This window comes from Pseudomonas sp. MWU13-2862 (genome assembly GCF_023242495.1).
GTDB lineage: Bacteria > Pseudomonadota > Gammaproteobacteria > Pseudomonadales > Pseudomonadaceae > Aquipseudomonas > Aquipseudomonas gingeri_D.
On sequence record NZ_JALMEZ010000006.1, the window covers coordinates 211403 to 233477 of the forward strand.

Consider the following 22075-nt stretch of genomic DNA (forward strand, 5'->3'; position numbering starts at 1 on the left):
CCCGTTCCTGGGCAGGAGCGGGGCTTGGGTCGATGCACGAGCGGGTGGGTTGAAGGCTCAGGCGCCTTGCAATATGCGTAAGGCCGCCGTGGCCAGGAAGCCCGACCGACTCTTCTGCTCGGGATGATTGCGCACGTAAGCGTCGATACGGCTCAACAGGTAACCGGGCAAGGTGATATTGAGTTTTTCCGACTTGCCCAGGTACTGGGTGATATCGATGTCCACCAGTGCCCAGATGCAACCTGCGTAGTCCGGGTTTTTCGCGTGCTGGGTCACGGTGCCCGCCCGAGGGATGGGCGCGTCGTCCTCGGCGAGAATTTCCAGGTGTCCCTCGATGGCTTCACGGGCCATGGCCAGGGCATCGTCCAGGTCCTCGCCCGCCGAGAAGCAGCCCGGAATATCCGGAACCTCTACGCCCCAGGCGTGTTGCTCGTCACCGGGTTGAATCGCAATGGGGAAAAGCATGATGGTCTCCTGCTTGCAACTGTGCTTGTTTCAGGATGCTGTTGACTGTCTTGGTCAGTAGGTCTTTCTTCGGATGGGGGATGGTCAACAGCCCTGGCTTGTACAGGTGCTTGAAATGGTGGTGACTGCCCTTGATCCTGACCAGATACCAACCGTCCGCTTCGATAAGCCTGATCAGCTGTCGGCTATTCAAGACGACGTTCCTTGTCGTTGGGGTTTGGTGGTTACTGTACCCACCAACTTCCACAGGGCAACAGTACACCGCTTCGAAAGGTTTTGCAGCATGTGAAATAGAAAAGGCCCGTGAGGGTTCACGGGCCTTTCGGGAGCAACGCGCGGTGTCCGCAAGGCCGCCTTTCAGCGGCCCGGCGCATCACACGTAGAAGGATTTCAGCGGCGGGAAGCCATTGAATTCCACGGCGCTGTAGCTGGTGGTGTAGGCGCCGGTGGACAGCCAGTACAGGCGGTCGCCGATGGCCAGGTTCAGGGGCAGGCCATACTTGTAGTTTTCATACATGATGTCGGCGCTGTCGCAGGTAGGGCCGGCGATGACCACTTCTTCCATCTCGCCTTTCTTCTCGGTCCAGATCGGAAACTTGATCGCCTCGTCCATGGTTTCGATCAGGCCGGAGAATTTGCCCACGTCGGTGTACACCCATCGCTCGACGGCGGTACGGGATTTACGCGCGACCAGTACCACTTCGCTGACCAGGATGCCGGCGTTGGCGATCAGCGAACGGCCCGGTTCCAGGATGATTTCCGGCAGGTCGTCGCCGAAGTCTTCCTTGAGGAAACGGATGATTTCTTCCGCGTAGGTTTCCAGGCTGTTGGTACGGGTGATGTAGTTGGCCGGGAAGCCGCCACCCATGTTGATCAGCTTCAGGTGGATGCCGTCTTCTTCCTTCAGGCGTTCGAAGATCACCTTGACCTTGGCGATCGCCGCGTCCCAGACGCTGATATCGCGCTGTTGCGAACCGACGTGGAAGGACACGCCGTAAGGCACCAGGCCCAGGTCGCGGGCGAGGATCAGCAGGTCCATGGCCATGTCGGTCTGGCAGCCGAACTTGCGCGACAGAGGCCAGTCAGCGGTGGTCGAGCCTTCGGTGAGGATGCGCACATAGACTTTCGAGCCCGGGGCGGCCTTGGCGATATTGCGCAGGTCGGCTTCGGAGTCGGTGGAAAACAGACGCACGCCCTTCTCGTAGAAGTAGCGGATGTCCTTGGATTTCTTGATGGTGTTGCCGTAGCTGATACGGTCGGGGGTGACGCCCTGGCCCAGGACCTTGTCCAGCTCGTAGATCGACGCGATGTCGAAGCTGGAGCCTTTCTTGTTCAGCAGGTCGATGATCTCGACAGCCGGGTTGGCCTTGACGGCGTAATAGACCTTGGCGAATTCGAAACCGGCGCGCAGGTCATCGTAGGCCTGGCTGATCATCGCGGTGTCGATCACCACGAACGGGGTTTCTTGCTGGTCGGCGAACGCCTTCATTTTGTCAAAAGTGGCGCGCGCGAAATAGTCTTCGACCTGAATCGACATGCTGGGAACTCCTACTGGCAAACTAGATTGATCAATGGGTGCAAATGAACGTCCTCCGTATCCCCACTTTGGTTCGCCTACTTCCCAAGGCATGTCGCCGAAAGCAAAAAGGCCATGGGAACAACCGCTTCCCTTGGCCTTGCTGTCTCGTCGTCAGTACTTGAGCCGGATGGATCGTTTCCAGCATGGACGTTCGGCGCGAACTTTAGGACTTGAAGGGCTTGAGATCAACTAAAAATGTCGCGTTTTTACACGCGCCCGTCGCGTAGCCCGGATCAGTCACCTGTTTAACCGACCCGGATGACAGTCTGATGTTCCCGATCACTGACCGATGGTCTCAGGCCATGGCCATTTCAGCAGGCGAGACGATACTGGTCTTGGCCCCGCGCGAGCGCCCGGAACTCAGGTAGGCGGCAATCGACTCCTGGGTCACTTCGCCAAGGAACACCCGCTCGGCGTCCATCACCGGCAGCCACGAACGATTGAACTCGTACATCCGCGACAACAGGATGCGCAGGTGCTCGTCGTAGGCCGCCGTGGCGTTGAACTCGCGCAGGAACTGCGCGCAGGTCCCGGTCTGACGGTGCAGGTCGCGACGTCGTACATAACCCAGTGCCTTGTTCCCGGCGTCGGTGACCACCACGTAGCGACGGTCATGTTCGTCCATCAGTTCCAGGGCATCGGCCACCGGGGTCTGCGGGCTTACCGAGGGCGCGTTGTCCGCCGCGTCTTCGGCTTTCACCAGCAGCAGGCGCTTGAGGGTGCTGTCCTGGCCGACAAAACTGCTGACGAAATCGTCGGCCGGGTGGGCCAGCAGGGTGTCCGGGTGGTCGATCTGCAACAGCTTGCCGGCGCGGAAGATGGCGATCTTGTCACCCAGCTTGATGGCTTCGTCGATATCGTGGCTGACCATGATCACGGTCTTGTTCAGCGCCCGCTGCATCTCGAAGAACTCGTTCTGGATCATCTCGCGGTTGATCGGGTCGACCGCGCCGAACGGTTCATCCATCAGCAGCAATGGCGCATCGGCCGCCAGGGCGCGGATCACGCCGATCCGCTGTTGCTGTCCACCGGACAACTCACGCGGGTAGCGATGCAGGTACTGCTTGGGCTCCAACTTGATCATGCTCATCAACTCGCGGGCGCGGTCGTGGCATTTCTGCTTGTCCCAGCCCAGCAGTTTCGGCACCACCACGATGTTTTCCTCGATGGTCATGTTGGGGAACAGGCCGATCTGCTGGATCACATAACCGATATTGCGCCGCAGGGTCACCTCGTCGAGGTCGGTGGTGTCTTCGCCGTTGATCAGGATCTTGCCCGAGGTGGGCTTGATCAGGCGGTTGATCATCTTCAGCGTGGTGCTCTTGCCGCAACCCGAAGGGCCGAGGAATACACAGATCTCGCCTTCGTTGACGGTCAGGCTCACGGAATCAACGGCGGTGATGGTCTTGCCGTTGCTTTGAAAGGTCTTGGTCAGGTTTTGAAGTTCGATCATTTGAGCAGTCCTTTTGGAGTCAGCGTGCGTTGCAGCCATTGCAGGAGCAGGTCGGCGGCTATGGCCAGGAGGCTGACCAGGACGGCACCGACGATCAGCATCGACATGTCACTGCGGCTGATGGCGGCCAGAATCAGTACCCCCAGGCCACCGGCACCTATGGTGGCGGCGATGGTCATGACACCGATATTCATCACCACGGCGGTGCGGACACCGGCGAGGATCACCGGCACCGCGATGGGCAGCTCGACCATGCGCAGGCGCTGGCCGAAGGTCATGCCGATGCCCCGCGCGGCTTCGCGGATACCCGGCTCGACACCGGTCAGGGCCAGGTAGGTGTTGCGCATGATCGGCAGCAGGGAATAGAGAAACACGGCGGTGATCGCCGGCAGCGGTCCCAGGCCCTGGCCGAACCTGGAGTAGAACGGCAGCAGCAGGCCGAACAGGGCGATGGACGGCACGGTCAGTAGCACGGTGGCGCTGGCCTGCAGTGGCCCGGCCAGGGTGGGGAAGCGGGTCATCAGCACGCCCAGGGGGACGCCGACGACAATCGCGAGAATCACGGCGATGCCCACCAGGGTGATGTGCTGCCAGGTCAGATGCAGGACCTGTGTCCAGTCGAGATGGGAAAAGGCGTTGAGAAATTCCATGTCTTCTCCTCAGTTGATCGGATGTTGGCGCAGGAAATCGGCGGCCACGGCGGACGGGCTTTCATGGTCGACATCGACCCGCGCATTCAACTGGCGCATGGTGTCGTTGTCGAACAGCGCCGCCAGTGGCTTGAGATCGGCGGCCAGTTGCGGATGGGCGTCGAGATAGACCTGGCGCACCACCGGTGCGGCGGTGTAGTCCGGGAAGTAATGCTTGTCGTCTTCCAGCAGCTTCAATTTGAAGGCGTTGAGGCGACCGTCGGTGGTGTAGACCAGGCCGGCAAATACCTGGCCGTTGCGTAGCGCCGTGTAGACCAGGCCGGCGTCCATCTGCCGGGTGTTCTTGCGGGTCAGGTTCATCTGGTACAGCTTGACCATGCCGACCATGCCGTCGGAACGGTTGGCGAATTCGGTGTCCAGGGCCACCAGGCGGTTTTCCTGGCTGTCTTCGGCCAGGGCCTGGGTCAGGTCGCTGATGCTGTTGATCCGCGGGTATTGCTTGGCCACCTTCTCCGGCAGGGCCAGGGCGTAGGTGTTGCTGAACTTTGACGGCGCCAGCCAGACCAGGCCTTTTTTCGCGTCGAGTTCCTTGACCCTTACGTAGGACTGTTCGCTGTCGAGTTTTTCGTCGACATGGTTGTAGGCCACCAGCGACACGCCGGTGTATTCCCAGATCAGGTCCAGTTGCCCGCTTTCCTGGGCGCTACGCGCCAGGTTGCTGCCCAGGCCGCCGGTCACCTGGGGGTTGTAGCCCTTGGTGCGCAGGTACTGGGCGGTGATTTCCGCCAGCAGGGTCTGTTCGGTGAAGACCCGGGCGCCGATGCGGATCAGCGGTTTTTCAGCGGCTTGTACGATTCCTGCGCACAGCAGGACGCAGACCAGTATTGCAGTCAGTCTTTTCATGTTGATTCCTTTGCCGAGCCTTAAGACGGGCGCAACCCGCGTTCCAGCCAGAGGCGGCTGGTCATGGTCACCAGGCCGTCGAGCAGCAAGGCCAGCAGCGCGGTACAGGCGGCGCCGAGCAGCAGTTGCGGCTGATTGTTCAGGGCGATGCCGGGGAAGATCAGGCTGCCCAGGCTGTTGGCGCCGATCAGGAACGCCAGGGGCGCGGTACCGACGTTGATCGCCAGGGCCACCCGTACACCGCCGATGATGATCGGCACGGCGTTGGGCAGTTCCACCTGCAAGAGCACCTGGCGCGGGGTCATGCCGATGCCGACAGCGGCTTCTTTCAGGGAACCCTGGACGTTTTTCAGGCCTTCGTAGGTGTTGCGCACGATGGGCAGCAGGGAGGCGAGGAACAGGGCAAAGATCGCCGGGCCGCTGCCGATGCCCAGCACGCCGAGGGCGATGGCCAGTACGGCCAGGGGCGGGACGGTGTTACCGATATTGAAGATCTGCATGAAGCGTTCCGCGCGCCCGACCATGCTCGGTCGGCTCAGCAGGATACCGGCGGGAATCCCTACGATCAGGGCGGCAAGCATGGAGACAAGAACCAGGATCAGATGAGCTTGCAGGTAAAACAGCAAATCGTCGCGGTACAGTTCGATCGTGTTGATGCCAATCCAGTGGACCAGCAGGGCCAGGAGAGCGACGACAACCGCTCCTCCTATCAGCCCTTTGCCATAGCGAATAGCCACAGGCGGACTCCTTTATTTCAGTCGGCGAGCACATTCCCGAGCGGCAATGCCATTCCTGGCTGTCGGCGAATATGTTCGCGAAATGCAGCTCGTCACTGCCGGCAAAGCGGCAGGCGGTCGAGCCATAAGCGCAGCCTCGTCAGGCTGACTTGCAGGTATTTCAGCCCCCGGTACGATTCAGGTAGCAGGGGAGTGGACGCCTCCACCTTTTAAAAGGTTCCATAGTTGGCGGTATTTAGCCACCCTTGAAGTCACTGCAAACGGGTGAGCGGTGGTCCGTGGGCCTCGGTTTGCGCTATACTCGCCGCCCTTTTTTGACTCACCTGCCAGGCGATTTCCCATGACCCACCAGGCCGCCGAAGTCGCGAAACGCCGCACTTTCGCCATTATTTCCCACCCCGATGCCGGTAAAACCACCATCACCGAGAAGCTCCTGCTGATGGGCAAGGCGATCGCGGTGGCCGGCACGGTGAAATCCCGTAAATCCGACCGCCATGCCACCTCCGACTGGATGGAAATGGAAAAACAACGGGGTATCTCGATTACCACGTCGGTCATGCAGTTCCCGTATCGCGATCACATGATCAACCTGCTCGACACCCCGGGCCACGAAGACTTCTCCGAAGACACCTACCGCACCCTGACCGCGGTCGACTCGGCGCTGATGGTCCTCGATGGCGGTAAGGGCGTCGAGCCACGGACCATCGCCCTGATGGACGTCTGCCGTCTGCGGGACACGCCCATCGTCAGCTTTATCAACAAGCTCGACCGGGATATCCGTGATCCGATCGAACTGCTCGACGAGATCGAAGCCGTCCTGAAAATCAAGGCCGCGCCGATCACCTGGCCGATCGGTTGCTACCGCGACTTCAAGGGCGTGTACCACCTGGCCGACGACTACATCATTGTCTACACCGCCGGTCACGGGCATGAACGCACCGATGTGAAAATCATCGAGAAGCTCGACTCCGACGAAGCCCGTGCCCACCTGGGTGACGAGTACGACCGTTTTGTCGACCAGTTGGAGCTGGTGCAGGGCGCCTGCCACGAGTTCAACCAGCAGGAGTTCCTCGACGGTCAGCTGACCCCGGTGTTCTTCGGCACCGCCCTGGGCAACTTCGGTGTTGACCATGTGCTGGACGCCGTCGTTGATTGGGCGCCGATGCCTCTGGCTCGAGTCGCCAACGAACGCACCGTGGAGCCGGTGGAAGAGAAGTTCGCCGGTTTCGTGTTCAAGATCCAGGCGAACATGGACCCCAAGCACCGCGACCGGATCGCCTTTATGCGCATCTGTTCAGGCAAGTACGACAAGGGCATGAAAATGCGCCATGTGCGGACTGGCAAGGATGTGCGGATCGGTGATGCGCTGACCTTCTTCTCCTCCGAGCGCGAGCAGTTGGAAGAGGCCTATGCCGGCGACATCATCGGCTTGCACAACCACGGCACCATCCAGATCGGCGATACCTTTACCGAAGGCGAGGCCCTGGGCTTTACCGGTATCCCGCACTTCGCCCCGGAACTGTTCCGTCGCGTGCGCCTGCGTGACCCGCTCAAGTCCAAGCAACTGCGCCAGGGTTTGCAGCAGTTGGCGGAAGAGGGCGCGACCCAGGTGTTCTTCCCCGAGCGCAGCAACGACATCATCCTCGGCGCCGTCGGTGTGCTGCAGTTCGATGTGGTCGCCAGCCGCTTGAAAGAGGAATACAAGGTCGAGTGCTCCTATGAGCCGATCACCGTGTGGTCCGCGCGCTGGATTGATTGCAGCGACAAGAAGAAGCTCGACGAGCTTCGGGTCAAGGCCGTGGAAAACCTCGCGTTGGACGGCGGCGGTCACCTGACCTACCTGGCGCCGACCCGGGTCAACCTGGCGCTGATGGAAGAGCGCTGGCCGGACGTGAAATTCCGCGCGACGCGTGAGCACCACTAAAGGAAAGGCGTCGTCCGCGATCATACTTGTCGCACTCTTAAAAAACCCGCTGCCCAGGCCGCGGGTTTTTTTATGGTCGTTGCGAAAACCGAGGTTTGGCGCGCTGCCCGTGCGGGAGCCGGCTTGTCGGCGGCGGCGTTCGTATGGGGAGTGCAGGACTCAAGGGCCTCTTCGCGGGCAAGCCCTGCTCCTACAATATTGTGTCGTACACAAGATCAGTGAACGACGACGCACTGTAGGAGCAGGGCTTGCCCGCGAAGGCGATCGGGAGGGCGCTAAAAATTTACGGGCAATCGAGTGTCGAGCGACCGTTGCTATAGCTTGGGCAGCGCTGAGAAGGGCAATCGAAAAACTACTTATGCATTTTGAGTCTAATTATCATTCGGAATAATTCTATGGCAAGCCAGCAGTTTTCATCTAGCCAGTATGGAAAAGTCCGTTCAACGGGTCTAGGTTCAGACAAGTTGCCGTTGGCTTCTTGAAGTCGGCTGCAAGGTGCTGGTGATCTATCCACAGAGGGACGGAAGCGACGATGAAAATTTTTCAACGCAGCGTGCTGCTGATCAAGGTGCTGGTGTTGTTGATGGTGGGGGCTTCAAGTGCCTGGGCCAGTAATGCGGTGTCGGATCATGGAGCGGTTTCTCCTTCGAAATCCGCGGTGCACGCGCTTTACGCCGATGACACGGAAAAGAAAACCCCGGATCAGGATGATCAGGACGATAGCGACGGCGATGCTTCTGACAGCGATAGCTGAGTCGCACGAATGAAAAAGCCCCTTGCGCCCAGCGAATAACGCGCTCGACGAAAGAGGCCGTACTACCGTTTTCAGCGCTCTCGCTTATTCAGGAGAGCGCTTTTTTGTTGCCCGTCAGCCGAGGAACTGCTCTGCGTAATGGCAGGCCACCTGACGCGAGTCGAGCTCGCGCAAGGCCGGCTCTTCCGTGCTGCAACGCTCGGTGGCGTACGGGCAGCGCTTGTGGAAGGCGCAGCCGGACGGCGGGTTGAGCGGGTTGGGCAGTTCACCAGCGATCTTGATCTTCGGCTTCAACGGATCCGGGTGGATCGCCGGCGTCGCCGAGAGCAGGGCCTGGGTGTACGGGTGCAGGGGGCGGGCGTAGATGTCCTCCTTCGGGCCCATTTCCACCGGTCGACCGAGGTACATCACCAGCACCTGGTCGGCGACGTGACGGACCACCGCCAGGTTGTGGGAGATGAATACGTAGGCGGTGTTGAACTGCTGCTGCAGGTCCATGAACAGGTTCAGTACCTGGGCCTGGATCGAGACGTCCAGCGCCGAGGTCGGTTCGTCCGCCACCAGCACTTTCGGTTGCAGCATCATTGCCCGCGCCAGGGCGATACGCTGGCGCTGGCCGCCGGAGAACATATGCGGGTAGCGATGATAGTGCTCGGGGCGCAAGCCGACCTGCTTCATCATCGCCTGGACTTTTTCCCGACGCTCGGCGGCGGACAGCTGGGTGTTGATCAGCAGCGGTTCACCCAACTGGTCGCCGATCTTCTGCCGAGGGTTGAGCGACGCGTAGGGGCTCTGGAACACCATCTGCACGTCTTTGCGCAGTTGCTTGCGCTGGGCCTTGTTGGCGCCGGCGACTTCCTGCCCGGCGATTTTCAATGAGCCGGACGACGGCTCCTCGATCAGCGTCAGGGCCCGGGCCAGGGTGGATTTGCCGCAACCCGACTCGCCGACCACGGCGAGGGTCTTGCCGGCTTCCAGCTCGAACGACACGCCGTTGAGGGCGCGCACCAGCGCATGGCCCTTGAACAGGCCACGGGAGACTTCGTAGTGACGGGTGAGGTCGCGGGCGGTGAGAACGACGGCCATTACGCCACCTCCTGGTTCAGCGGGAAGAAGCAACGGGCAAGGCTCTTGGCTTTCGGGTCCAGGGTCGGACGCTGCTGCCGGCAGCTTTCCTGCACGTAGGGGCAGCGCGGCGACAGCAGGCAACCCACCGGCCGGTCATAACGCCCGGGCACGATGCCCGGCAAGGTCGACAGGCGCTCGGCCCCGAGGCTGTGCTCTGGAATCGCCTTGAGCAGGGCTTCGCTGTAGGGATGCGCCGGCACATCGAACAGGCCTGGCACCATGCCGACTTCCACGGCCTGGCCGGCGTACATCACGCAGACCCGCTGGGCGGTTTCGGCAACGACCGCGAGGTCGTGGGTGATCAGCACCAGGCCCATGTTCTGCTCTTGTTGCAGGCTGAGCAGCAGGTCCATGATCTGTGCCTGGATGGTCACGTCCAGGGCGGTGGTCGGTTCGTCGGCGATCAGCAGCTTGGGTTCGCCGGCAATCGCCATGGCGATCGCGACGCGCTGGCTCATGCCGCCGGACAATTGGTGCGGGTAGGCGTCCATGCGGCTGGCGGCGCCCGGGATCTCGACTTTTTCCAGCAGCTCGATGGCACGCTTGCGTGCCGCCTTGCCGGACATCTTCAGGTGCAGGCGCAGCACTTCCTCGATCTGGAAACCTACTGTGTAGCTGGGGTTCAGCGCGGTCATCGGGTCCTGGAAAACCATCGCCAGGTCCTTGCCGACCACCTGCCGACGTTGCCGGGCGCTGAGCTTGAGCATGTCCTTGCCGTCGAAGCGCAGGGCGTCGGCGGTGACAATGCCAGGGTGCTCGATCAGGCCCATCAGCGCCATCATGGTCACGGATTTACCCGAGCCCGACTCGCCAACGATGGCCAGGACTTCGCCTTTGTCCACTGTTATGTCGAGGCCGTCGACAACCGGCACGGCGGTCTGGTCGCCGAAGCGAACGTTGAGATTCTTGATTTCTAGCAGTGACATGGGAATCTCCTCAGGCGGCGTTCTTGAGTTTCGGGTCCAGCGCATCGCGCAGGCCGTCGCCCATCAGGTTGATTGCCAGCACGCTGAGCAAAATGGTCAAGCCAGGCAGACTGACCACCCACCAGGCGCGCTCGATGTAGTCGCGGGCCGAGGCCAGCATGGTGCCCCACTCCGGGGTGGGCGGTTGTACGCCCAGACCGAGGAAGCCCAGGGCGGCGGCATCGAGGATCGCCGAGGAGAAACTCAGGGTGGCCTGGACGATCAGCGGTGCCATGCAGTTGGGCAGCACGGTGATGAACATCAGGCGCGGCAGGCTGGCACCGGCCAGGCGTGCGGCGGTCACGTAGTCACGGTTCAGTTCGCCCATGACGGCGGCCCGGGTCAGGCGCACGTAGGATGGCAGCGAGACGATGGCAATGGCGATCACGGTGTTGATCAGGCCAGGGCCGAGGATGGCGACAATCGCCACGGCCAGCAGCAGCGAGGGCAGGGCCAGCATGATGTCCATCAGGCGCATGATGGTCGGACCGAGGATGCGCGGGAAGAAACCGGCCAGCAGGCCCATGAAGATGCCCGGGATCAGCGACATCACCACCGAGGACAGGCCGATCAGCAACGACAGGCGCGAACCGTGGATCAGCCGCGAGAGCAGGTCGCGGCCCAGTTCGTCGGTGCCCAGCAGGTACTGGATCTGGCCGCTGGCAAGCCACGACGGCGGGGTCAGCAGGGCGTCGCGGAACTGTTCGCTCGGGTCGTGCGGGGCGACCCAGGGGGCGAAGATCGCGCAGAACACCACCAGCGACATGAACAGCAGGCCGGCGACAGCGCCCTTGTTCTTGGCGAAGTGCTGCCAGAATTCCTTGTACGGAGAGGGGTACAGCAGGCTTTGATCGACGGCGGTCGAAGCAATAGTAGTACTCATGATCTTGATCTCAGCGCTGGTGGCGGATGCGTGGATTGACAAGGCCGTAGAGGATGTCCACGACGAAATTGACCACAATCACCAGGCAGGCGATTAACAGGATGCCGTTTTGTACGACGGGGTAGTCCCGGGCGCCGATGGCTTCGATCAGCCATTTGCCGATACCGGGCCAGGAGAAGATGGTTTCGGTCAACACGGCGCCGGCCAGCAGGGTGCCGACTTGCAGGCCGACCACGGTCAGCACCGGAATCAGCGCGTTGCGCAGGCCATGGACGAACACCACGCGAGCCGGCGACAGGCCCTTGGCCCGGGCGGTACGGATGTAGTCTTCGCGCAATACTTCGAGCATCGAGGAGCGGGTCATCCGGGCGATCACCGCCAGCGGGATGGTGCCCAGCACGATGGCCGGCAGGATCAGATGGTGCAGCGCATCCCAGAACGCGTCGGGCTGGTCGCTGAGCAAGGTGTCGATCAGCATGAAGCCGGTTCTCGGCTCGATGTCGTAGAGCAGGTCGATGCGTCCGGACACCGGGGTCCAGCCCAGGCTCACGGAGAAGAACATGATGAGGATCAGGCCCCACCAGAAGATCGGCATCGAATAACCGGCCAGGGAGATGCCCATCACCCCATGGTCGAACAGGGACCCTCGCTTGAGGGCCGCAATCACCCCGGCGAGCAGTCCGAGGACCCCGGCGAACAGCAGGGCGGCCATGGACAGTTCCAGGGTGGCGGGGAACAGCGTGGTGAACTCGGTCCACACGCTGGTGCGGGTACGCAGGGACTCGCCGAGGTCGCCATGGGCGAGCTTGCCGACGTAGTCGATGTACTGGGCGTAAAGCGGCTTGTTAAGACCGAGGCGTTCCATCGCCTGGGCGTGCATTTCCGGGTCGACCCGGCGCTCGCCCATCATGACTTCCACGGGATCGCCCGGGATCATGCGAATCAACGCGAAAGTCAGCAACGTGATGCCGAAGAACGTGGGGATCAGCAACCCCAGTCGGCGGGCAATAAAACTAAACATCGTGTGGTGTACCTCATCAGCCGGTTAGGCGTGCTCATCAGTACCCGGGGTCGGGTACCGACGAGCGTTTGTTGTTCTACTTCACCTGGGTGGTGGCGAAGTTATTCGTGGATAGCGGGCTCATGTGGTAGCCCTCTACGTTCTTGCGCATAGCGGTAAACATCTTCGGATGGGCATCGTTCACCCACAGGACCTGGTTGTGCAGGATCTCCAGGGCCTGTTCATAGAGTGCGGCACGTTGGGCGGGTTCAGTCTTGGCGCGAGCCTGGTCGATCAGCGCCTGGAACTGAGGATTGCACCAGCGGCTGTAGTTTTCGCCGTTTTTCGCCGCTTCGCAACTCAATAGCGGGCTGAGGAAATTATCCGGGTCGCCGTTGTCCCCGCTCCAGCCGGCGGAGACCATGTCGTGCTCGCCTTTTTTCGCCCGCTTGAGCATCTCGGCCCACTCCATGACGCGGATATCGAGCTTGATGCCGACCTTGGCCAGGTCGGCCTGCATCAGTTGCGCGCCGAGTTGCGGGTTCGGGTTGGTCGGGCCGCCGCCGTTGCGAGTATAGAGGGTAAAGACCGTGCCTTCGGGGACGCCGGCTTCCTTGAGCAGGGCGCGAGCCTTGTCCAGGTCCTGGGCCGGGTTCTTCAGCTTGTTGTTGTAGCCCAGCAGGGTCGAGGGGTAGGGATTCACTGCGGGGATGGCATTGCCCTTGCCGTACAGGGTGTCGACGTAGTTCTGCTTGTCCAGGGCCAGCTCGATGGCCTGGCGCACCCGCACATCGCTCAGGTACTTGTGTTCGGTGTTGATCGACACGTAGCCGGTGGCCATGGCCGCCATCTCATCGATCTTCAGGTTCGGATCAGCCTTGATGTTCGGCACGTCATCGGGTTTGGGGTACAGGGCGACCTGGCACTCGTTGGCCTTGAGCTTCTGCAGGCGGGTGTTGTTGTCGACGGTGATGGCCAGGATCAGGCTGTCCGCCGGCGGCTTGCCACGGAAATACTCCGGGTTGGCCTTGAAGCGGACCTGGGCGTCCTTGGCATAGCGCTGGAAGATGAACGGGCCGGTGCCGATCGGCTTGCTGTTGAGTTCGTCGAGCTTGCCGGCCTTGAGCAACTGGTCGGCGTATTCGGCGGAGTGGATCGAGGTGAAGGCCATGCCCAGGTCGGACAGGAACGGTGCCTCTGGACGATTGAGGGTGAAGCGCACGGTCAGGTCGTCGACTTTCTCGACGCTTTTGAGCAGGTTCTGGAAGTCCATGCTCTCGAAATACGGAAAACCGACGGTGGACGCCTTGTGCCATGGGTTATTGGGGTCCAGTTGACGCTGGAAGCTCCAGACCACGTCGTCGGCGTTCAGCTCGCGGGTCGGCTTGAAGTAGTCGGTGGTGTGGAACTTGACACCCTTTCTCAGGTGAAAGGTGTATTGCAGGCCATCGGGGCTGATCTCCCAGCTTTCGGCCAGGGCCGGCTGGATCTCGGTGGTGCCGGGCTTGAAGTCCACCAGACGGTTGAAGATTGTTTCAGCGGCGGCGTCGGCGGTGACGGCGGTGGTGTAGAGCACCGGGTCGAAACCTTCCGGGCTGGCTTCGGTACAGACCACCAAGGGCTTGGCTGAAACACCGATAGCCACGCTGAATACGGCGGCCGCGATGGCGGCGCGCAGGGGAAGCTTCTTCATGTAAACCCTCCTTGATCGATTGAGCCAGATTAGTCGCTGGGACCGATTCGTCGAATCGGTCCCAGCGCAGTCAGGTGTCAGAGAATGTTGAATGGAATGGTGGTGACCAGGCGGAACTCGTTGATGCTGCCGTCGGCCTGGTTGGCCGTGGCACGGTGCGCGGTGTAGTTGGCGCGGATCGAAGCGGCCTTGAGCGGGCCGCTCTGGATGGCATAGGACGCGCCGATGCCATATTCGTAGTGCTTCTCGTCATGCATGCTCTTCACATCGGCGTAAGCGGTGCCGGTGTAGTGAGTCCCGTCGATGCCCCAGCCACGAGCCTGGTAGATATTGAACTTCAGCCCGGGAACACCGTACTCGGCCATGTTCAGGCCGTAGGCGATCTGGAAGGACTTCTCGTTCGGGCCGTTGAAGTCCGACAGCAGGGAGTTGGCCAGGTAGATACCGTTGGTTTCGTGCAGGTAGTCGAAGTACTCGTTACCGTCGATTTCCTGGTAGGAGAAGGTCAGGCTGTGGGCCTGGTGGGTCAGTCCGAACGACAGCGAGTAGGCGTCGTTGTTGATTTCACCCATCTTCTTTTTGCCGGTGTCGAGGGTCTTGTAGTAGTTCAGGCCCGTGGTCAGGCCCAGGATCGAGCTGTCGCCCAGTTCATGGGTGGCACCGAAGTAGTACTGGTTCCAGAAGTCTTCGACGTTGGACACGTAGAGGCTGGTTTTCAGGCTCTTGAACGGCTGATAGTTGAGCCCCGCCATGTTGACGTGATCGGTCTCGACATCGATGTTGGTGTACTCGGAGCGGAATTTCGACAGGCTCTCTTCGGTTCTTGGCGACACCCGGTCAAAGGTGGCGGCGTCGAACGACAGGTTGTTGAACTCTTCGCTATGGATGCTCACGCCTTCGAAGCTCGAGGGCAGTACGCGGTTGGGCATCACATCGACGATCGGCGTGCTGTAGCTCTGCCGGCCGGCGGTCACGGTGGTGTTCGACACGCGGAACTTGACGTTGGCCAGGCCGAGCTTGCTCCACTGGCCCTGCGCGTCGCCGCCATCTTTGGTCAAGGTACGGTTGTTGCCCAGGCCGCCGACACCTGGAATCGGTGCGCCACCATTGGCCGAAGCCAGGCGTTCGGTATCGCGTTCCAGGGCGACGACGTTATACACCGCCACTTCAGTGCTGACCCCAACAGTACCCTCGGTGAAGCCGGAGTTGTACTTGACGATGGTGCCTTGCAGCCAGTTGATACGACGGTCGGTAGGGGTCAATACACCATGGTCGTTGTAGTGGAACTTGCCACCACGCTTGAGTTGCTCGTTGGCATACCAGTTGCGGGTCAGGCCGCTCAGGCTCTGATCTTCGAAAAAGCCCTTGGTCTGTTCCTGGGCATTGGTCGAACTCAGGCTCGTCGGTACGAAATCCTGACTCTGGGTTTCAGCGTGGGCCATCACGGTGGCGCTGCTGATCGCTAAAGCCAACAACGCTTTTTGAGAGAGTTTCAAGGTTAAAGCTCCTTATTTTCTTTTTTTAATACCGGCCTTCTAGGCTGGTCCGGCTTTTTTGGTGGACACATTATTTGCTTGCGCAATCGTTTGCTTGGCAGAGTTTTGCCGAATTTCGGCTGCAAGTTTGTGTAGGGGCGAAATTCGCCCCCACAGCGCGGGTCACGGTTTTATTGTTCGATACTGACGCCCGAGAATGTGTTCCGGCCAAAGGGACTGACCTTGAAACCTTCGACTCTGGTGCTCAGCGGCTGGCTGACCGTCGAATGGGCGATGGGTGTAATCGGCACCTGTTGCTTGAGCAACTGCTGGGCCTGTTGGTAGAGCGCCACGCGTTGATCGTGGTCGGTGATGAGTTTGGCCTGTTTGATCAGCTTGTCGTATTGCGGGTTGCACCACATTGAATAGTTGTTGCCGCCAATCGCGTCGCAACCGTAGAGGGTACCGAGCCAGTTGTCCGGGTCGCCATTGTCGCCGGTCCAGCCGATCAGGCTGATGTCGTGCTCGCCATTCTTGGTCCGTTTGACGTACTCGCCCCATTCATAGCTGACGATCTTCACCTTCAGGCCGATCTTCGCCCAGTCGGCCTGGAGCATTTCAGCCATCAGCTTGGCGTTGGGGTTGTACGGGCGTTGCACCGGCATGGCCCAGAGGGTGATCTCGGTGCCTTCCTTGACGCCGGCGGCCTTGAGCAGCTGGCGGGCTTTTTCCGGATTGTATGGCGCGTCCTTGATGCTCTCGTCGTAGGACCACTGGCTCGGCGGCATGGCGTTGACCGCCAGTTGCCCGGCGCCCTGGTAGACGGCATTGAGAATGCTCGGCTTGTTCACCGCCATGTCCAGCGCCTGGCGGACCTGGAGCTGGTCGAAGGGTTTGTGCTGCACGTTGTAGGCGATATAGCCGAGGTTGAAACCGGGCTTCTGGATGACCTGCAGCTTGGGGTCTTTCTTCAGCCCGTCGACATCGGCGGGGCGCGGGTGCAGGGTGATCTGGCATTCACCGCGCTTGAGTTTCTGCACCCGCACCGAGGCATCGGTGTTGATGGCGAAAATCAGCTGGTCGAGCTGGACCTTGTCCGGGTCCCAATACTGCTTGTTGGCCACGTAGCGGATCTGCGCGTCTTTCTGATAACGCTGGAACACGTACGGTCCGGTACCGATGGGCTTCTGGTTGATCTCGCTGGGTCTGCCGGCGGCGAGCAACTGGTCGGCGTATTCGGCGGAAAGAATCGCGGCGAAGCTCATGGCGATATTCTGGATGAACGCGGCATCGACCGAATTGAGGGTCATGACCACGGTCAGCGGCCCGGTCTTTTCGACCTTGGCAATGTTCTTGTTCAGGCTCATCCCGCTGAAGTACGGAAACTCGGTGGGGTAGGCCTTGCGAAACGGCTGCGCGGGATCGAGCATGCGGTTGAAGGTGAACACCACGTCGTCGGCGTTGAAGTCGCGGGACGGTGTGAAATAGGCGGTGGTGTGGAACTTCACGCCACGGCGCAGGTGGAAGGTATACACCAGGCCATCCGCTGAAATATCCCAACTTTCGGCCAGCGCCGGTGCGACGGAGGTCTCACCTTTGACGAACTCCACCAGCCGGTTGTACAGCGGCTCGGCGGCATCGTTGTCGGTGGCGGTGGTGTACTGCGCGGTGTCAAACCCGGCCGGGCTGCCCTCGGAGCAGAACACCAGGCTGCCGGCAGCCTGGGCAAAAGGGGCACCCGCCCACAGGGCGGCTCCCACCAAAGCGGATAAAGTGAAGGTCTGGCGCATGACGGTCCCAATCCTTTTGTTATTGTCATCGGCGAACGATGGCCGTGTTGGGAACACGGGAACTCTCGCCGATCAAGTCAGTGAATGCAGCAATGCCGCTCGTGAACGCATGTCAGCGAAGTCTTGACGTTACGAGGCCAAGTCGATGCGGTAAATGCGTAGAGCCTTAGAGAGCTGTAGGAAAACTCTGTGCAGCGGTCATCCGTTTGCGTGTTTCCGCCGACGGATTCCGGACAATTCCTGCAATTCTGGCGGGGAGGCGAAGACAACGTCCTAGGACGCTGTCTTCGCGCAACCTCACTTGCTGACGCTGACGCCGTAGAAGGAGTTCAAGCCGAACGGGCTGATCTTGAAGTCCTGCACCTTGGCGCTCATGGGTTGGTACACCGTCGAGTGTGCGATAGGTGTATAGGGGACTTGGTCTTTGAGGATGTGTTGCGCCTGCTTGTACAGCTCGGTGCGTTTGGCCTGGTCGGCAGTCGACTTGGCTTCCTTGATCAGGTCCTCGAAAGGTTTGTAGCAGAACTTCGAGAAGTTGTTGCCGTTGACCGCATCACAGCCGAACAGCACGCCCAGCCAGTTGTCGGGGTCCCCATTGTCACCGCTCCAACCGATCAGCATGGCTTGCTGCTCGCCACCCTTGGCCCGCTTGAGGTATTCGCCCCACTCGTAGCTGACGATCTTGACGTTGAGGCCGATGTTCTTCCAGTCGGACTGGAGCATTTCAGCCATCAGCTTGGCGTTGGGGTTGTACGGACGCTGGACCGGCATGGCCCACAGGGTGATCTCGGTGCCAGGCTTGACGCCGGCTTCCTTGAGCAGTGCCTTGGCTTTTTCCGGATCGTACTTGGCGTCCTTGACGGTGGTGTCGTAGGACCATTGGGTCGGCGGCATGGCATTGACGGCCAGTTGGCCGGCGCCCTGGTAGACCGATTCGATGATCTGCTTCTTGTTCACCGACATGTCCAGCGCTTGGCGTACGCGCAGGTCAGCCAAGGGGTTGGCGGCGGTCTGGTCCTTGAGGACCGGCATCACGTTGTAGGCGATGTAACCCAGGTTGAAGCCGGCCTGTTCAGGCATCTTCAGGCTGCTGTCGGCCTTGAGCGGGGCGATGTCGGCCGGACGTGGGTAGGCGGTGATCTGGCATTCGCCTTTCTTGAGCTTCTGCGCGCGTACCGACGGGTCGGTGGTGATGGCGAAGATCAGGTTGTCGACCTTGACGTCTTCAGGCTTCCAGTAGTCCTTGTTCCCGGTGTAGCGGATGTTGGAGTCTTTCTGGTAGCTCTTGAACACGAACGGACCGGTGCCGATCGGCTTCTGGTTGATGTCGCTGGCCTTGCCTTCCTTGAGCAGCTTGTCGGCGTACTCGGCGGACTGGATCGAGGCGAAGCTCATCGCCAAGTCCTGGATGAACGCGGCGTCCACGGTTTTCAGGGTGAACTTGACGGTCTTGTCGTCGAGTTTTTCCACCTTGGTGATGTTGCCGTCCATGCCCATGTCGGTGAAGTACGGGAATTCGGTCGGGTACGCCTTGCGGAACGGCATGTCCTTGTCGAGCATGCGGTTGAAGGTGAACAGCACGTCGTCGGCGTTGAAATTACGCGTCGGCTTGAAGTAGTCGGTGGTGTGGAACTTGACGCCTTCACGCAGGTGGAAGGTGTAGCTCAGGCCGTCCGGGGTCACGTCCCAGCTGGTCGCCAGGCCAGGAATCACGGCGGTGCCGCCACGTTCGAACTGGCTCAGACGGTTGAAGACGGTTTCCGCGGAGGCGTCGAAGTCGGTTCCGGCGGTGTACAGGCCTGGATCGAAACCGGCCGGGCTCCCTTCGGAGCAGAACACCAGGTTAGTCGCGGCGACGGCGAACGGTGCGCTGGCCAAGAGGCCTGCGCCGACTAAAAACGGAATGACTGCTTTTTTAAGCATGGTGGCCTCATGATTTGTTGTCATTTTTGGTTTTGAGGACGACCTCGTGAGTCGACCTGCGGATACTTATGCAGGCCCCATACCCATTGCAAGATGCAGATACGTGCGAAGCCTCAAAGAGTGGCACGAACGTACACGAATGTCGCATATGTGTAAATTCTGACGCATTTGACAGGTTTCGAGGGTTTTTTCAGGTGCGCGGGACGCACTTCAAGCGGGCAACCGGGGCGTCTGGCGCACCCGGTTGGGGCGTTAAGTTACTGGCCCAGGCTCACGCCGTAGAAGGGCGTCAGGCCGAAAGGGCTGATCTTGAAGTCGTGCACTTCCTTGCGCATCGGCTGGAACACCGTCGAGTTGGCGATCGGGGTGATCGGCACCTGTTCCTTGAGGACTTTCTGCGCCTGCTGGTAGAGCTTGACCCGTTCGTCATGGTTGCTGCTGAGCTTGGCTTTCTGGATCAGTTGATCATAGGCCGGGTCGCACCATTTCGCGTAGTTGCTGCCCTTGACCGCGGCGCAGCTGTAGAGCACGCCGAGCCAGTTGTCCGGGTCACCGTTGTCGCCGGTCCAGCCATAGATCATGACGTCATGCTCGCCGTTCTTGGCGCGCTTGATGTACTCGCCCCACTCATAGCTGACGATATTGGCCTTGATTCCGACCTTGGCCCAGTCGGCCTGGATCATCTGCGCCGACATCCGCGCGTTGGGGTTGGAGGCCCTTTGCACGGTCATCGCCCACAGGTCGATGCTGGTGCCTTCGGCCACGCCGGCTTCCTTGAGCAGCGCGCGGGCCTTGGTCGGGTCGTAGGGCGCGTCCTTGATGGTCGGGTCATAAGACCACTGGCCTGGTGGCAAGGCGTTCTGCGCCAGTTGGCCGGCGCTCTGGTAGACGGCCTTGATGATCGCCGGCTTGTCGATGGCCATGTCCAGGGCCTGGCGGACCTTCAGCTGGTCCAGGGGCTTGTGGGTCACGTTGTAGGCGAGGAAGCCGAGGTTGAAACCTGGCTGCTGGAGCACCACCAGGTTCTTGTCCTGTTTCATGATCTCGATATCGGCCGGGCGCGGGTAGCCGCTGACCTGGCATTCCCCGGCCTTGAGTTTTTGCAGGCGGGCGGCGGCATCCGGGGTGATGGCGAAGATCAGGTTATCGAGTTTGACGTCCTCGGGTTTCCAGTAGTCCTTGTTGGCCACATAGCGGATCTGCGAGTCCTTCTGGTAGCGCTTGAACACGAACGGCCCGGTTCCCACCGGCTTCTGGTTGATGTCGGCGGCGCGGCCTTCCTTGAGCAGTTGCGCGGCGTATTCGGCGGACTGGATCGAGGCGAAGCTCATGGCCAGGTTCTGCACGAAGGCGGCGTCGATATGGTTCAGGGTGAAGCGCACGGTCTGCTCGTCGAGTTTTTCGACGTTCTTGATCGTGGTGTTGAGGTCCATGTCGCTGAAATACGGCGATTCCGAAGGGTAGGCCTTGCGGAACGGATGATTGGCATCGAGCAGGCGCTGGAAGGTGAAGAGCACGTCTTCGGCGTTGAAGTCGCGGCTCGGCTTGAAGTCGTCGGTGGTGTGGAACTTCACGCCGGAGCGCAGATGAAAGGTGTAGCTCAGGCCGTCCGGAGCAACGTCCCAACGGGTGGCCAGGCCGGGCTCGACCTCGGTGCCGCCGCGCTTGAACTGGGCCAGGCGGTTGAACACGGTTTCGGCCGAGGCGTCGAAGTCGGTGCCGCTGGTGTACTGGCTCGGGTCGAAGCCGGCCGGGCTGGCTTCGGAGCAGTAGACCAGGGTCGAGGCCGCCTGGGCCAAGGGTGTACAGGCCAGCAGGGTGGCCGCCAGCAGCAGCGGTTTGAAGGCAATCTTTTCCATTGAAAAGCCTCGAAGGTGCGTAATAGAGCGGGGAGGGTTCCGACTCTAGCACGGCCTATCGAGGCCTTGGTGCCGACAATACGGGGTCAGCGAAGGGTGTTTACTGCTGGACCTCGATCACCCCCTCGGCATTCATGTTGACTTGTGCCTTGCCGGCTTCCACGTCCGGTGTCGGCGCGGCATCCATGGCTGGGGCTTTCATCATCATCATCGCGCCACGGGCGAACGGCTGTGGATAACCGTTGCTGCTGAGGTTCAGGTTGACGATCTTGTAGCTCTTGCCGCCCAGGGCCTCGGTGGCCAGTTGGGCACGTGCCTTGAACGCGGCGATGGCTTCCTTGAACAGGGCATCCTCGCTGGTCTTGCGGGTGGCGGTGGAAATGGCGAAGTTCATGCTTTCCATTTTCAGGTCCTGCATCAACTCACCGGTCAGCTTGGACAGCGCGGCGAAGTCGGCGCTTTCCAGGCGCAGCTCGGCGCGTTCACGCCAGCCGGTGATCTTCTGGGTCTTGTTGTCGTAGATCGGGTAGCTGTTGCGGCTGCCCTGGCGCAGGGTGATTTCCTTGACCGCCTTGGCCTGGCCCAGTGCCTTGTTCAGGGTGGTGGTGATATCGGCGGCGAGCTTGGCCGGATCGCTGTTCTGCGCCTCGGTATAGAGGGTCACGATCATCAGGTCGCGGTCCACTTCCTGGCTGGCTTCGGCACGCAGGGAAATCTGGTTGTAGTGCGGCTCGTCGGCGGCCAGGGCCGGCAGGCTGGCCAGGGTACTGAGGCTGAGGGCGAGAAGGGCGGCGCGGCGCGTGAAGTGCATAAAGGCTCCTTGGGATTCGATGCGCGGGTGGTGTCGGGCAGTCCCGCGTGCAGGCATCAGACTACGCCGGGATTGTCCGGTTC

19 protein-coding genes are annotated in these 22075 nt (G+C 60.9%); 2 read left to right on the forward strand and 17 right to left on the reverse strand.

Annotated features, from left to right (window positions below; all coding sequences use genetic code 11):
- Positions 1-57: 57 nt before the first annotated feature.
- From M5C56_RS13350 to M5C56_RS13380, 7 genes are all read right to left on the reverse strand, one after another.
- The gene (locus tag M5C56_RS13350; RefSeq protein ID WP_100941218.1) at positions 58-465 is read right to left on the reverse strand and encodes a type II toxin-antitoxin system HicB family antitoxin; all 408 of its coding nucleotides are present in this window, start codon (positions 463-465) and stop codon (positions 58-60) included.
- Entirely contained in the window at positions 434-658 is a 225-nt protein-coding gene (locus M5C56_RS13355) for a type II toxin-antitoxin system HicA family toxin (RefSeq protein ID WP_103494709.1), read from the reverse strand. Before M5C56_RS13355 ends, M5C56_RS13350 begins: the two co-directional genes overlap by 32 nt.
- A 180-nt stretch (positions 659-838) precedes the next feature.
- Positions 839-2002, reverse strand: a complete 1164-nt coding sequence (locus M5C56_RS13360) for a type III PLP-dependent enzyme (protein WP_103494710.1) — start codon at positions 2000-2002, stop codon at positions 839-841.
- 337 nt (positions 2003-2339) lie between these two features.
- A complete protein-coding gene (locus M5C56_RS13365) occupies positions 2340-3497 on the reverse strand; it encodes a betaine/proline/choline family ABC transporter ATP-binding protein (RefSeq protein ID WP_103494711.1) in 1158 nt (385 codons plus the stop codon).
- Positions 3494-4147: an ABC transporter permease gene (locus tag M5C56_RS13370; RefSeq protein ID WP_103494712.1), complete on the reverse strand. Its 654-nt coding sequence runs from the start codon at positions 4145-4147 to the stop codon at positions 3494-3496. The genes M5C56_RS13365 and M5C56_RS13370 overlap by 4 nt, the downstream gene beginning before the upstream one ends.
- 9 nt (positions 4148-4156) lie before the next feature.
- Positions 4157-5050 carry a glycine betaine ABC transporter substrate-binding protein gene (locus M5C56_RS13375; protein ID WP_103494713.1) on the reverse strand — a complete coding sequence of 298 codons (894 nt, stop codon included), beginning with the start codon at positions 5048-5050 and terminating at the stop codon, positions 4157-4159.
- A gap of 20 nt (positions 5051-5070) precedes the next feature.
- Positions 5071-5787 (reverse strand): ABC transporter permease, encoded by a 717-nt coding sequence (locus M5C56_RS13380; protein ID WP_103494714.1) that lies wholly within the window; start codon positions 5785-5787, stop codon positions 5071-5073.
- 340 nt (positions 5788-6127) lie between these two features.
- Here M5C56_RS13380 and M5C56_RS13385 point away from each other — a divergent pair, with 340 nt between their 5' ends.
- Both M5C56_RS13385 and M5C56_RS13390 read left to right on the forward strand, forming a co-directional pair.
- Positions 6128-7711, forward strand: a complete 1584-nt coding sequence (locus M5C56_RS13385; RefSeq protein ID WP_100941225.1) for a peptide chain release factor 3 — start codon at positions 6128-6130, stop codon at positions 7709-7711.
- Between the two features lie 532 nt (positions 7712-8243).
- Positions 8244-8465: a hypothetical protein gene (locus M5C56_RS13390; protein ID WP_103494715.1), complete on the forward strand. Its 222-nt coding sequence runs from the start codon at positions 8244-8246 to the stop codon at positions 8463-8465.
- Between the two features lie 114 nt (positions 8466-8579).
- On the opposite strand, the gene M5C56_RS13395 is transcribed toward M5C56_RS13390, so the two are convergent.
- From M5C56_RS13395 to M5C56_RS13440, 10 genes are all read right to left on the reverse strand, one after another.
- Positions 8580-9551: a peptide ABC transporter ATP-binding protein gene (locus M5C56_RS13395; protein WP_103494716.1), complete on the reverse strand. Its 972-nt coding sequence runs from the start codon at positions 9549-9551 to the stop codon at positions 8580-8582.
- The gene (locus M5C56_RS13400; RefSeq protein ID WP_103494717.1) at positions 9551-10519 is read right to left on the reverse strand and encodes an ABC transporter ATP-binding protein; all 969 of its coding nucleotides are present in this window, start codon (positions 10517-10519) and stop codon (positions 9551-9553) included. Before M5C56_RS13400 ends, M5C56_RS13395 begins: the two co-directional genes overlap by 1 nt.
- A 10-nt stretch (positions 10520-10529) precedes the next feature.
- Positions 10530-11441, reverse strand: coding sequence for an ABC transporter permease subunit (locus tag M5C56_RS13405; protein WP_103494718.1), 912 nt, complete (start codon positions 11439-11441; stop codon positions 10530-10532).
- Between the two features lie 10 nt (positions 11442-11451).
- Entirely contained in the window at positions 11452-12462 is a 1011-nt protein-coding gene (locus tag M5C56_RS13410) for an ABC transporter permease subunit (RefSeq protein WP_100941231.1), read from the reverse strand.
- A 76-nt stretch (positions 12463-12538) separates the two neighbouring features.
- The gene (locus M5C56_RS13415) at positions 12539-14134 is read right to left on the reverse strand and encodes an ABC transporter substrate-binding protein (protein WP_103494719.1); all 1596 of its coding nucleotides are present in this window, start codon (positions 14132-14134) and stop codon (positions 12539-12541) included.
- Between the two features lie 77 nt (positions 14135-14211).
- Positions 14212-15630: an OprD family porin gene (locus tag M5C56_RS13420; protein WP_103494720.1), complete on the reverse strand. Its 1419-nt coding sequence runs from the start codon at positions 15628-15630 to the stop codon at positions 14212-14214.
- A 170-nt stretch (positions 15631-15800) separates the two neighbouring features.
- Positions 15801-17399, reverse strand: a complete 1599-nt coding sequence (locus tag M5C56_RS13425) for an ABC transporter substrate-binding protein (protein WP_103494721.1) — start codon at positions 17397-17399, stop codon at positions 15801-15803.
- 297 nt (positions 17400-17696) lie between these two features.
- Positions 17697-19322, reverse strand: a complete 1626-nt coding sequence (locus M5C56_RS13430; RefSeq protein WP_103494722.1) for an ABC transporter substrate-binding protein — start codon at positions 19320-19322, stop codon at positions 17697-17699.
- A gap of 257 nt (positions 19323-19579) precedes the next feature.
- Complete coding sequence (locus M5C56_RS13435; protein ID WP_103494723.1) at positions 19580-21181, reverse strand: ABC transporter substrate-binding protein; 1602 nt, start codon at positions 21179-21181, stop codon at positions 19580-19582.
- A 100-nt stretch (positions 21182-21281) separates the two neighbouring features.
- Positions 21282-21992, reverse strand: coding sequence for an SIMPL domain-containing protein (locus M5C56_RS13440; RefSeq protein ID WP_103494724.1), 711 nt, complete (start codon positions 21990-21992; stop codon positions 21282-21284).
- Between the last annotated feature and the right edge of the window lie 83 nt (positions 21993-22075).

Excerpts from the sequence above, each read along its gene's own strand:
- M5C56_RS13365 (WP_103494711.1), bottom strand. The coding sequence starts at position 3,497 with ATGATCGAACTTCAAAACCTGACCAAGACCTTTCAAAGCAACGGCAAG.
- M5C56_RS13400 (WP_103494717.1), bottom strand. The coding sequence starts at position 10,519 with ATGTCACTGCTAGAAATCAAGAATCTCAACGTTCGCTTCGGCGACCAG.
- M5C56_RS13415 (WP_103494719.1), bottom strand. The coding sequence starts at position 14,134 with ATGAAGAAGCTTCCCCTGCGCGCCGCCATCGCGGCCGCCGTATTCAGC.
- M5C56_RS13405 (WP_103494718.1), bottom strand. The coding sequence starts at position 11,441 with ATGAGTACTACTATTGCTTCGACCGCCGTCGATCAAAGCCTGCTGTAC.
- M5C56_RS13370 (WP_103494712.1), bottom strand. The coding sequence starts at position 4,147 with ATGGAATTTCTCAACGCCTTTTCCCATCTCGACTGGACACAGGTCCTG.
- M5C56_RS13395 (WP_103494716.1), bottom strand. The coding sequence starts at position 9,551 with ATGGCCGTCGTTCTCACCGCCCGCGACCTCACCCGTCACTACGAAGTC.
- M5C56_RS13375 (WP_103494713.1), bottom strand. The coding sequence starts at position 5,050 with ATGAAAAGACTGACTGCAATACTGGTCTGCGTCCTGCTGTGCGCAGGA.
- M5C56_RS13360 (WP_103494710.1), bottom strand. The coding sequence starts at position 2,002 with ATGTCGATTCAGGTCGAAGACTATTTCGCGCGCGCCACTTTTGACAAA.
- M5C56_RS13435 (WP_103494723.1), bottom strand. The coding sequence starts at position 21,181 with ATGGAAAAGATTGCCTTCAAACCGCTGCTGCTGGCGGCCACCCTGCTG.
- M5C56_RS13425 (WP_103494721.1), bottom strand. The coding sequence starts at position 17,399 with ATGCGCCAGACCTTCACTTTATCCGCTTTGGTGGGAGCCGCCCTGTGG.
- M5C56_RS13430 (WP_103494722.1), bottom strand. The coding sequence starts at position 19,322 with ATGCTTAAAAAAGCAGTCATTCCGTTTTTAGTCGGCGCAGGCCTCTTG.
- M5C56_RS13385 (WP_100941225.1), top strand. The coding sequence starts at position 6,128 with ATGACCCACCAGGCCGCCGAAGTCGCGAAACGCCGCACTTTCGCCATT.
- M5C56_RS13390 (WP_103494715.1), top strand. The coding sequence starts at position 8,244 with ATGAAAATTTTTCAACGCAGCGTGCTGCTGATCAAGGTGCTGGTGTTG.
- M5C56_RS13410 (WP_100941231.1), bottom strand. The coding sequence starts at position 12,462 with ATGTTTAGTTTTATTGCCCGCCGACTGGGGTTGCTGATCCCCACGTTC.
- M5C56_RS13350 (WP_100941218.1), bottom strand. The coding sequence starts at position 465 with ATGCTTTTCCCCATTGCGATTCAACCCGGTGACGAGCAACACGCCTGG.
- M5C56_RS13440 (WP_103494724.1), bottom strand. The coding sequence starts at position 21,992 with ATGCACTTCACGCGCCGCGCCGCCCTTCTCGCCCTCAGCCTCAGTACC.